General features: G+C 55.3%; 10 protein-coding genes and 1 pseudogene. 3 read left to right on the top strand and 8 right to left on the bottom strand.

Going from position 1 to position 11,067, the window contains the following annotated elements; translation table 11 throughout:
- Nucleotides 1-2: 2 nt before the first annotated feature.
- The 8 genes and pseudogenes from Fuma_RS00310 to Fuma_RS00275 form a co-directional block, all read right to left on the bottom strand.
- Nucleotides 3-1,238 carry an RNA polymerase sigma factor gene (locus Fuma_RS00310; protein ID WP_077028010.1) on the bottom strand — a complete coding sequence of 412 codons (1,236 nt, stop codon included), beginning with the start codon at nucleotides 1,236-1,238 and terminating at the stop codon, nucleotides 3-5.
- A 154-nt stretch (nucleotides 1,239-1,392) separates the two neighbouring features.
- The gene (locus Fuma_RS00300) at nucleotides 1,393-1,752 is read right to left on the bottom strand and encodes a YciI family protein (RefSeq protein WP_077022377.1); all 360 of its coding nucleotides are present in this window, start codon (nucleotides 1,750-1,752) and stop codon (nucleotides 1,393-1,395) included.
- The gene (locus Fuma_RS00295) at nucleotides 1,749-2,135 is read right to left on the bottom strand and encodes a DoxX family protein (RefSeq protein ID WP_218922351.1); all 387 of its coding nucleotides are present in this window, start codon (nucleotides 2,133-2,135) and stop codon (nucleotides 1,749-1,751) included. The genes Fuma_RS00300 and Fuma_RS00295 overlap by 4 nt, the downstream gene beginning before the upstream one ends.
- Before the next feature lie 101 nt (nucleotides 2,136-2,236).
- Nucleotides 2,237-2,647 (bottom strand): VOC family protein, encoded by a 411-nt coding sequence (locus Fuma_RS00290; protein WP_077022375.1) that lies wholly within the window; start codon nucleotides 2,645-2,647, stop codon nucleotides 2,237-2,239.
- Nucleotides 2,625-2,885 carry a hypothetical protein gene (locus Fuma_RS34720; protein WP_145943856.1) on the bottom strand — a complete coding sequence of 87 codons (261 nt, stop codon included), beginning with the start codon at nucleotides 2,883-2,885 and terminating at the stop codon, nucleotides 2,625-2,627. The genes Fuma_RS00290 and Fuma_RS34720 overlap by 23 nt, the downstream gene beginning before the upstream one ends.
- A gap of 47 nt (nucleotides 2,886-2,932) precedes the next feature.
- Complete coding sequence (locus Fuma_RS00280) at nucleotides 2,933-3,700, bottom strand: DUF899 domain-containing protein (protein ID WP_218922466.1); 768 nt, start codon at nucleotides 3,698-3,700, stop codon at nucleotides 2,933-2,935.
- Nucleotides 3,701-3,733: 33 nt separating this feature from the next.
- Nucleotides 3,734-4,039 (bottom strand): annotated as a pseudogene (locus Fuma_RS36585) (YciI family protein); the annotation flags it as partial.
- A 141-nt stretch (nucleotides 4,040-4,180) separates the two neighbouring features.
- On the bottom strand, nucleotides 4,181-4,651 hold the full coding sequence (locus Fuma_RS00275) for a DUF1579 domain-containing protein (protein WP_077028008.1): 471 nt from the start codon (nucleotides 4,649-4,651) through the stop codon (nucleotides 4,181-4,183).
- Between the two features lie 1,009 nt (nucleotides 4,652-5,660).
- Between Fuma_RS00275 and Fuma_RS00265 the strand changes: the two genes are divergently transcribed.
- The 3 genes from Fuma_RS00265 (at nucleotide 5,661) to Fuma_RS00255 (ending at nucleotide 10,948) form a co-directional block, all read left to right on the top strand.
- On the top strand, nucleotides 5,661-7,316 hold the full coding sequence (locus Fuma_RS00265) for an arylsulfatase (protein ID WP_229360806.1): 1,656 nt from the start codon (nucleotides 5,661-5,663) through the stop codon (nucleotides 7,314-7,316).
- A gap of 22 nt (nucleotides 7,317-7,338) precedes the next feature.
- Nucleotides 7,339-8,730 (top strand): neutral/alkaline non-lysosomal ceramidase N-terminal domain-containing protein, encoded by a 1,392-nt coding sequence (locus Fuma_RS00260; RefSeq protein ID WP_077028006.1) that lies wholly within the window; start codon nucleotides 7,339-7,341, stop codon nucleotides 8,728-8,730.
- 394 nt (nucleotides 8,731-9,124) lie between these two features.
- The gene (locus Fuma_RS00255; protein WP_077022372.1) at nucleotides 9,125-10,948 is read left to right on the top strand and encodes an IS1634 family transposase; all 1,824 of its coding nucleotides are present in this window, start codon (nucleotides 9,125-9,127) and stop codon (nucleotides 10,946-10,948) included.
- Nucleotides 10,949-11,067: the final 119 nt, after the last annotated feature.

Raw genomic sequence — 11,067 nt, 5'->3', positions numbered from 1 at the left:
ACTCAATCCGATTCGGTCGAGGCGATTTTGTTTCGGAGAAAGCGACGTTCTGGTTCCAGCCTGGCAAGTGCCAGTGCCTGCTTGAACGCGAGTTTGGCTTGATCCTTGTTGCCGAGTCGCCGTAGAAATTCACCTCGAGCGGAATGGGCCAGATAATAGTCGTGTAAGTCGCCGCGATACAAAATCGAGTCGATGATGGCCAGGCCGGAAGCAATGTCGTCTCGCATCGCGATCGCGACGGCTCGGTTGAGTTCGACGACGGGAGATGCGTCTGCTCGAAACAGGACATCGTACAGCGCAACGATCTGTGCCCAGTCGGTTTCACTCGCCTCGGTTGCTTCGGCGTGCACGGCGGAGATCGCGGCCTGGATCGAGTAGACTCCAAAACGGCGCGAACGAAGGGCCTGTTCGACCAGACGGCTACCTTCGGCAATGAAATCCTGATTCCAAAGCGTGCGATCCTGTTCGTCAAGCAAGACAATGTCGCCGTCGACATTCATACGTGCCTCGCGGCGTGATTCATGAAGCAGCATCAACGCCAGCAGGCCCATCGCTTCCGGGTCAGGAAGCAGCTCGACCAACAGCCGAGCCAAACGAATGGCTTCGTCGGAAAGATCGGCGCGCGTCAGGCTTTCGCCGCTCGAAGAGGAATAGCCTTCATTAAAAACCAGATAGATCACCGACAGAACTGGTTCAAGCCGCGACGGCAGATCATTCAGCAAAGGGATGGTGTAGGGAATTCGGGCGTCGCGGATCTTTGCCTTGCCGCGAACAATGCGCTGAGCCATCGTCGAGGGTGCGATCAGAAATGCTCGTGCAATTTCTTCCGTCGTCAGCCCGCAGACTTCCCGCAGCGTCAGCGGAACCTGGACTTTCGGGTCAATCGCCGGGTGGCAACACGTGAAGATCAAACGCAGGCGATCGTCTTCGATGTCCTGCTGAGCCACTGAGTGATTGGCCGCTTCAATTTCCGCAAGTCGACGACTCAGTTCCGGTTGCAGATCATTCAGTTTGGCTCGTCGACGCAATGTGTCCACCGCCTTGAATCGTCCCGTTGAGACCAACCACGATGCTGGGTTGTCCGGCAGACCGTGCTCCGGCCACTGTTGCATGGCAGCAGCGAAAGCTTCGTGAGTTGCTTCTTCCGCGAGGTCGAAATCGCCCAGCAAACGAATCAATGTCGCAAACACTTTGCGAGATTCGTTGCGGTAAAGTTCTTCGATTTCGGCGGAATGCATTGGTGACCTACGGCAATCTGGCAGTTCGACAATTGGGCGAATCTCCATGGTGCCACGCGTAGTACCGGGAATTTTCTCTGCGACCGCGATGGCTTCGTCGAGGTTGGCGACGTCGATTAAAAAGTATCCCGCGATCTGCCAACACATGCCGAACTTAAGTCGATGCAGGTAATTCAGGCAGCGGCAGCAGCGGGCGAATTTCGACCGTGCCTTTCTTCGCAGGCGGCAACCTCGCGGCGACTTTGATTGCTTCATCCAGGTCGTCGACGTCGATGATGTAGTAACCGCCGAGTTGTTCTGTCGTTTCCGCGAAAGGGCCATCGGTGATTTGCTGTTTGCCTTCGCGAACTCGCACGCTGGTCGCCGTCGTGACGGAATGAAGCGGCGACGCCGAAATCCACTTGCCCTGCTTTTCGAGTTCTTCGCTGATTTCCATCGACTCGATCATGCAGGCCTCGCGCTCTTCTTCGGTCCAGCCACTCTCGGCACCATAAATCAAAAGCATGTATTTCATGGTTGGTTTTCCTGTGAAACGGGTTTGTCATTTCCCAATGCGAGGCGAAAGACTTCGGGCTTGCGCAGGCCAATTGCGATCCAGGCGACGACTCCGATGATGATCGGGAAATAGAATGGATCACCGACGCGAACATGAGTCGCCGTGGCTCCACCCAGATAAGCCGCCAGCAGGATCGCTCCAACGAGTGCGGTGCGCGGAATCAGAAACAGAATCGCGATCGCCACTTCGACGATCCCGATCTTAAACATCACGTCTTCCCCCCAACCCAGGTTGTCAAACATCTCGGCCTTGCCTTCCCACTGCGTGAACTTTCCCATCGCACTGGCAACGCCCAGAAACAGCGCGATCAGAACGCTTAGCACCCATCCAGTCATTTTCATTTTCTTCGATCCACTCATTCGATTAAGCCGCCTCTCGTGGAACGATCGTGACTCGCATCAACCGTTCTCGAGTGTTGTTTGCTACCAGTATAAATTCACCACTACTGCTGTTGCTGTATCACGCTGGGGTCCATCCAACCCATTTCCCACACGTGACCATCGAGGTCTGCAATCGAACGGCTATACATGAAACCCAAATCCTGTTTCGGGTTGATGTCGGCAGTACCACCGTGTTTGGCCGCAGCCTCGTTCAGTTTATCCACTTCTTCTTGACTGTCGCAGGACAGGGCCAGCATGACTTCGCTTGAATCTGTCGCCGGAATGGGCCTGGTGGTGAACGTTCGCCATTTTTTGTGAGTCAGCAACATGGCGTGGATGGTTTCGCTCCACACCATGCAGACGGCGGTTTCGTCACTGAACTGCGGATTCTTCGTGAAACCAAGGGCCTCATAGAAAGCCATGGATGCCTTGAGGTCAGCGACGGGCAAATTAATAAAGATCATTTTTGACATGGGTTTTTCCTGTTCTCATTGGGCGAAGGACGACGAAGGATCGCGCGAAAAAGATCACGCTCAACAATACCGATGCGACGCACATCGCGATGAAAGTTTTGTGAAGACCGTTCGCCAGCGGAAAAGGCAAAGCCAATCCTGTTGCGATGCTGACCCAAGCCGCCAGGCAGAACGGGCATTTGGGCATCACGCAAAGCAGAACGCCCGGAATCAAGCCGCCGGCCAGCGATCGAATCAATGGCCGCTTCGGCGAGTCAGTTTCGATTTGTGATCGACAGCAAGGCATCATAGTTGCACAACCTCCGGCGGACCGTATTCATCGTGCCGGCGCCACCAAACGTAGGGCTCGGACTGAGGCCAACCGGGCGGCAAATTTTCCCAGTTTTCCTGCCGACCAAGCGGAGCCATGTCGAGCAAAGTGAAGTTACTAAGCAGCACTTCGACGCCGCGTCGTCCGGTGAAGTAAGTCTGATAAATGTCGTCACCCTCTCGAAGAAACATGCTCAACCCGTGAGTTTCTCCCTGCGGAGTCGTCACGCCGAAGTCTTCGTTGAAAGACGTCTCCGCCGACGAGTACCACGGCAGGCTCCAGCCCATCCGCTGCTTGTAGGCTTCCAGATTCTCAAGCGGCCCGCGGGATACAAGTGCCAGCGACAGGTCTCGCGCCTGAAAGTGAGCCGGATGGCCGACGTTGTCCACGAAACACGAGCAGCCCGGACAGCCTGCGTCTGGCCAACCACCGACGCTTTCGGCAAACATAAAGTGATAGACGGCCAACTGTCGTCGACCTTCAAACAGATCAATGAATCGCACTTTTCCAGATGGACCATCAAACGTGTAGTCGGTCTCAATTTTGACCATCGGCAGACGCCGACGCTCGGCAGCCAACGCATCGCGTTCTCGAGTTGCCTTCTTTTCTTTTGCCTGAAATCTGTCGAGTGTCTGTTGCCACTGGGTGCGTGATACGATTCGCGGACGTCCTTCGGTCGGAGGTTCCAACTGTTGCTCTGCTTCGGCATCCCGGGCGAATTTCAAGTCGCGAGCAGCGATCATCTCGTTGACTTGTTCGTCGGCGGGACGAATCTCAAACGGGCCCACTTTCACGCCGGGATGATTCGACATCAGAGCGATCGCATGATTCAGATCACGAGCTTCCAGCAAAAGTATCCCGCCAAGCATCTCTTTGGTCTCAACGTAAGGTCCGTCGGTTACGTCGACCGATCCGTTTTTCATTCGCAACGTCACTGCATTTCTGGCTGATTGCAGGGCTTCGCCGCCGAGAAAATGACCGCCGCGCCGCAGTTCATCGTCGTAGGCGAAACATTCTTGCATCATTCGCTGGCCGTCTTCTTCACACAGCGATTGCTGATTCGATTCCGAGATAAACCCCATACAGATAAACTTCATCGTCGGTTCTCCTTCTGTATTCATTGGCTGAATTGCAGGCGCCGGTTTTGGCTTTTCGAGTTAGTCGAATGGCCATCGCCGGAATCGACAGCGACTTGTGGAAATCCTGAAAACAACTCGTGGCCCCTAAACACGCGTGTGTTTCGCGACCATGAATTGCTGCCAATCGCCTTCGTCCGATTGAAGTTCGCTGGTTAACAGCCAGGTGTTTGTGTCGACGATTTCGATGATGTCTCGATACTTTCCCATCCCACTTCCATCGAATTTGGGCCCTTCCGAGTTGAGCGGCAATCGTTTGCCATTGGCGTCGAGAACGCCGTGGTATGGCCAGATGTTTGCCATCATCGAACCAACAAAAGTTCCGACAAACTGGTTTTGAGCCGGATCAAACCCCAGTGTCATCACCGACGACCACTCGCCGTCCGGTGACTCGCCGCTGCTTTCGCAAATCAGCCACATGCCACCGAGCGACCGACAATTCATGGTGCCGCTGGTGTTTGACTTGGTGCCATCAGGCATCTCGCAGTTATGCTCGAACTTCCATTGACCAATCAGTTGGTCCAGCCACTGGTGTTCCTGCTGTGGTTTGGCAAACATTTCGCAATTCCCCTGTTTTTGTTGTTGGTAATGACACGGACCAATCGACGGCTTTCGGATTAGTCGATTGACGTCATTCCGAATCGACACCTTTTTAATAATTTTGTCTGCACTGAAACAGGCGAGGAAATGTTGGTGTCGCGTCTGTTCAAAGATCACGTTAGTTCGAGGAACATCGTTCACGGTTTAGCGCGACCTCGTAAGGCTTTCCAGGTTCTTATCGTGATTGCTGAGCTCACGCGTAGGCGCCTGTTCCAGATCGTTGGCCTCAGCATCACGTCCGATCGCGAGAAAGACAACCAAAACTTCCTGTGTCACCTCCTCGGCGTCTTGGGAAACAAGGACCAAACGATCGGCGGCTATTGGAGACGTCGCAGCAGCCCCCCCGACACCCCCAGCAGAATTTGCGGACGGGGCGAGGGTAGGGCCGAGTAAAGGTGGCTGGAAATTCGTTTCAGTTTCGTGCAAGGCTGCTCTGACATCTGAAGTCGCGAATGTGAAGGCGGCCAGAGTCAGCTTCAATGCCAAGCACCTAACCCCGCGAGCAACAAGTTCTAACGGCGTCCCGTCGGCCCAACCTGAGATGCAAGGTGGCTCGTCGCATAAATTTGGGGGGAGCTGTTGTTCTTTGGGGGCGGCGAGTTTGACGTGCGTTGAACCCAAGTTCCTTAGTTCAAATGGCATACGACAGTTTGCTAATTATTCAACCGGACTTGGTGCGACACCGCGCCGACAAACTGTTCGCTGAGTTTGAGCACTCGTGTGGCACGCACGAGTTTGCAGACTTTTCATGTCTTCTATCATAGTTGTCCGCATGAGTGCGAACACCGTATTCCACGCTACAATGCAACGACGCGACTTGATGAGGGTCAGGTTGCCAATTTACGGGGCCGAGAAGAAGCTTGACGGCAGAACTGCAGTTCGGTGCCCTGGGCGGCGCGAGGGCCACATGTTGCGTCGTGCACAACCATCATGAATGAGTTCGTAATTGAGAAGAACCATAATAACAATGGAAACGTCGAGCAGGAACATCACAGTAGAGGATAAAGACGCGATTGCTTCCAACGTGACGTCGTTGGTCGACTGGAGACAGCTGCTTTTCTTTGCTGTCGTGTTGATGGTCTATTCTGCGGAGCGGGTCCACGCTGAAGCCACGCGGCCGAACGTTTTGCTCATCATGTGTGACGATCTGGGGTACTCGGACCTGGGCTGTTACGGCGGCGAGATTCAGACGCCGCATCTTGATCGGCTCGCGGAAGACGGATTGCGGTTTTCGCAGTTCTACAACTGCGCCGTCTGCGTGACGACTCGATCGGCACTGCTGACGGGGTTGTATCCACGCCAGGCAAAGCGGCCTTACCTGCGCACAAATATGGTCACGCTCGGTGAGGCGCTGGGGCGGGCGGGCTACGCCACATCGCTCACGGGAAAGTGGCATCTGGGAAGCGAGCCGCCGCTAAGGCCGATCGACCGCGGCTTTGAAGAATTCTATGGGGTGCTCGACGGTTGCTGCAATTTCTTCAATCCTGCGCAGCTGGACCCTGAATTCTACAACGGCGGGCGAGCCCGTCCGTTTGCACACTACGACAAGCGGCTCACGCAGTTCCCGAAAGATTACTACACAACCGACGCTTTCTCAGATCATGCCGCAACGACGATCAAACGCTTCGCCAAAGGCAATAAGCCGTTCTTCGTGCATCTGTGTTACACCGCTCCGCACTTTCCGCTGCACGCGTTCGCCGAAGATATCGAACGTTATCGCGGTAACTATTCGGACGGCTACATTCCGATGCGTGAGCGACGACATGAACGGCAGGCCGAATTGGGTCTGTTCACTTCATTGCCCCAACTTTCGGCCGAAGAGGACAAGAAGGGGGACTTCCGCTACGACTACGACGTTCCCGACTGGGAAAAGCTCCCCGCTTCTGAACGGAAACGCGAGGAAGCCCGCATGGAGACGTACGCCGCGATGGTCGACCGAATGGATCAAGGCATCGGGCGCGTTCTGACAGCATTGGACGAGGCTGGCGTCGCGGAAAACACCGTAGTGATGTTCCTGTCCGACAATGGCGGCTGTGCCTCGTGGCCAAATGCCAAACCCGGACAGGAAGAAGGCTTTATCACATACAACAAAGATATCCCGGTGGGAGACGGTCACGGCTACGAATTTGTCGGCAAAGGATGGGGCTGGGCTCAGAATGCGCCATTCCGTAAGTTCAAAGGGTGGTGTTACGAAGGCGGCATCGCCACGCCGATGATTGTCCGTTGGCCAGGAAAAGTCGCACGCGGCTCGATCACACACGAGGTCGGACACGTTATCGACCTCATGCCCACACTGCTCGAACTGGCAGAAAGTGAATATCCGCTTGAGTTCAATGGGAACAGAATACTGCCAGTCGAAGGCAGAAGTCTTCTGCCGATACTACAGGGTCAAGAACAAGACGCACCTCGATCCTTAAGCTGGGAACTGTTCGGCAACCGTGCAATCCGACAGGGCGACTGGAAGCTTGTATGGGGAGCGAGTGAGAAGCAGTGGGAGCTGTATAACCTGAAGAATGACCGCAGCGAAACCAATGACATCGCATCAAACTTCCCCGAACGCGTGACCGCAATGATCCGCGATTGGGAAGCGTGGCGAGCGAGAGTCGAACACCAGGACCATTGAAGCCAGGAACCGACAAATGCTGATGAACCGTCTAGCAACTCAATCCTTCGTGCCTGTCGTTTGTTTGCTGATCGCCGTCGCATCGGCGGTGACAGCCGCAGAACCAGCCTGGCGCGCCGGTGTGGCCCGAACAAAGATTACTCCGGACGGTCCCTATTGGATGGGCGGTTATGCAAGCCGGAAACGTCCGTCGGAAGGAACGCTTCAGGACCTGTATGCCAAGGCGATCGCGATTGACGATGAGACGGGCTCGCGAGTGGTAATCGTCACAACAGATCTGCTTGTGATCACGCGCGAACTCGGCGATGCCGTCAAACGGCGAGTCCTCGAGACTTACAAATTGCCTGCATCACATCTCCTGCTGAATTGTTCACATACACATTGTGGACCTGAGATCCGGTTGTATCGCGAATCGTTGCACAACATTCCGCCTGAGTCTGCTCGCAAGATGCATAACTATGTCAGGCGACTCGAAACCCAGCTGGTGGATCTTGTGGGACAAGCAATCGCCAATCAGGCCCCTGCCAGCATGAGCTTCGCTGAAGGGAACGCTTCATTCGCTGTGAACCGGCGCAACAATCGGGCCGCCGACGTGCCAGCACTGCGGAGTGCCGGTAACCTGATTGGTCCCGTCGACCATTCCGTGCCCGTGCTGAAGGTAACAGACAGAGACGGCAGCCTGCGAGCGGTCCTGTTTGGCTATGCCTGTCACAATACGGTGATGTCGTTTCACAAAACATCAGGAGACTACGCCGGTTTCGCTCAGCAATATATCGAAGAAAAACATCCTGGCGCGGTGGCGATGTTCGTGATGGGCGCCGGCGGAGACCAGAATCCTGAGCCTCGCCGCAAAGTCGAATACCTGAGCAAGTATGGCCGAACTCTGGCTGATGCCGTCGAAACAACACTGGCCGATAGCCAGCGCGAAGTCACTGGTTCGCTACGTGCCGCACTCGCAAGTGCTCCGCTGGAATTCCAGCCACACGCCGATCGCGAAACGCTGAAAAAGCAGACAGAGTCGACGAACCAATACGAACGCTGGAAAGCCAACTACATTTTGGGCGAACTTAAAGCTGAGCGGACCGTGCCACGGAAGTACGAATTGCCCGTTCAAGCCATCCAGTTCGGTAACGATCTTTTGCTTCTCGCCATTGGTGGTGAGTGTGTTGTCGATTATTCACTACGAACCAAACGCGAATTCCATCGCGACGATGGTCCGGAGATCTGGGTCGCAGGCTATTCGAACGACGTATTTGGCTACCTGCCGACGCTGCGGGTCCTGAAGGAAGGTGGCTATGAGGGCGGTGGCCACATGGTCTACACGAAATTTCCGGGGCCGTTTACGGAAACGGTTGAGGAACGCATCTTCGAAACGCTCGACCAACTTGTTCGACAGGTGGGATCACAACAATGAAACTCGCGACGATTACGTAGTTGCTCATCGCACGACTGATCGCGTCGGCCATCGCACATCCCGGCCACCTTTTTGCCCACCGTCCACTCGCCCCGAAAAATCATTGGCTACCTTGAACAGGATCCGCGGTGCGAACGAAGGCCCCAATCATCGATCAGCCGAATGATCTGACATTGGACAAGGGCGGCAGAACGCTGAAAATTGCATTCCGACGTCACGAGAAACGCAGCTAACCCAACTTCCCCAGCAGCGGCACAAAATGTGGTTGCAGAGAATTTATTCGGCGTGTTTTTGTTATCGAAGTTTCAAAAGTCCAGCGTTTGAAATCTGAAACACGATGTAGTGACGACCTCTGATCTGGCCGGTCAGAGATCGATCGGTAGCATTTGCGATCATGTTCATTCGCCAATGCCATCGGATCAAAAACGGTCGTCGCCACGCCTACTGGGCGCTGGTCGAATCGTATCGCTCGGCCAGTGGGCCGCGGCAGCGGGTGGTCGCGTGGCTGGGGAAGCTTGACGAAGCCGGTCGACTGGGCGTGCATCAGGCGGCGGAAGTTTTGGCCGGTAGCGATGAGGTTGCACCCGGTGTCACCGCTGATCAGTCACAACCGCTCAGTCGACAGATGCGATTCGAGTTCGATGATGATGCGTCTGCCGTGACTCCGCGATGGGTCGAAGTCAACGCCGCCGGAGTTCGTGTGGAAAACCTGCGACAGTTCGGCGGGCCGTGGATGGCTCTGCACCTGATTCGCACGCTGCAACTGGATACGTTCCTGAGCAACGCGATCCCTGAAGGTCGTGAACTGGTCGGCTGGGATGTGAGTTCGCTGATTCTGATCATTGCGCGGCTGCTCGAACCTGCCAGCGAACTCTTCACCGCCGAACAATGGTATCCGAAAACGGCACTGCGGGATCTGCTCGGCGTGAGCGAAGAACGTGTGAACGATAATCGGCTGTACCGCACACTCGATCAGCTGCTGCCGCACAAGGACGCATTGGAAACGCATCTGAAGAATCGCCTTGGCCATCTGTTCGATCTCGAATACGACCTGCTGATGTATGACATCACAAGTACCTACTTCGAAGGTCAGGCCGAACACAATCCGCTGGCTCAGCGTGGCTATTCGCGCGATAACCGCAGCGACTGCAAGCAGGTCTGCATCGGGCTGGTGGTGTCTCGATGCGGAATGCCGCTGGGATACAAGGTGTTTGCCGGCAATACGGCCGACGTTACTACCGTGGAACACATCGTCGAAACGATGGAAGCACGCTACGGGAAAAGCGATCGCATCTGGGTCATGGATCGCGGCATGGTGTCGGAAGACAACATCGAATTCCTGCGCGAAGGCGGTCGACGCTACATCGTCGGCACTCCCAAATCGATGCTGAAGAAGTTTGAACACGAGCTGCTGAAGGAAGACTGGACCAGCATTCGCGATGGCCTGGAAGTCAAGGTCGTGCCGTGGCCCGGCAGCGACGATCCGGATGAATCGGAAGACTGCAACACATCGCCGGAGACATTCATCCTGTGTCGCAGTCGCGATCGATCAATGAAGGAAGAAGCGATCACACAGCGCTTCGAAAAGAAGATCGAAGAGTCGCTCATCCGCATGACGGCGCGGTGCGATAAACAGAAACGCGACCCGATGAAGGTCGAACGTGAGATCGGCCGGCTGCTCGGAAAGAACACTCGAGCGGCAAAGCTCTTCGACGTGAAAGTCACGAAGACAGATGACGGGGCCGCACGCATCGAATGGTCAAAGATCGAAGCTACGCGTGACTGGGCGACTCTGAGTTCCGGATGCTATCTGCTGCGAACGAATGTCAGCGACTGGTCCGACGAAGAACTTTGGAAGGCGTACATCCAACTGACCGAAGCGGAAGCCGCGTTCCGAATCCACAAAAGCGATCTTTCGATCCGCCCGATCTGGCATCAGAAGGAGGAACGTGTTCTGGCACACATCTTCGTGTGTTTTCTGGCATACGTCCTGTGGAAGACGCTTGGTCAGTTGTGCAGCAAAGCAGGGCTGGGCGACGAACCGCGCCGTGTGCTTGCGGAGCTGTCGGAGATCCGTTCGATGGACGTCGTCCTGCCCACTCGCACCGGCCCGGAGATCCGTACTCGCTGCGTCTCAAAGCCGTCCGACCATCAGCAGATTCTTCTGGAAAAGCTGAGCCTCAAACTGCCCTCAAAAATAATCCAAAAGCAAATGTAGTGGAAACTTCTGGCCGCTCACCCCACAAAACACTGCCTTCGTGACTCGAGTTGGGGAAGTTGGGGTAACCAGGACCAAAACCCCGACGGTCAAGAGTAGCAGTCAAAAGAACGCAGGCA

It is taken from the genome of Fuerstiella marisgermanici (assembly GCF_001983935.1).
In the GTDB taxonomy this organism is placed as follows: Bacteria; Planctomycetota; Planctomycetia; order Planctomycetales; family Planctomycetaceae; genus Fuerstiella; species Fuerstiella marisgermanici.
Note: the sequence above shows the minus strand (reverse complement) of the source record. Positions and strands in the feature narration are given on the sequence as shown.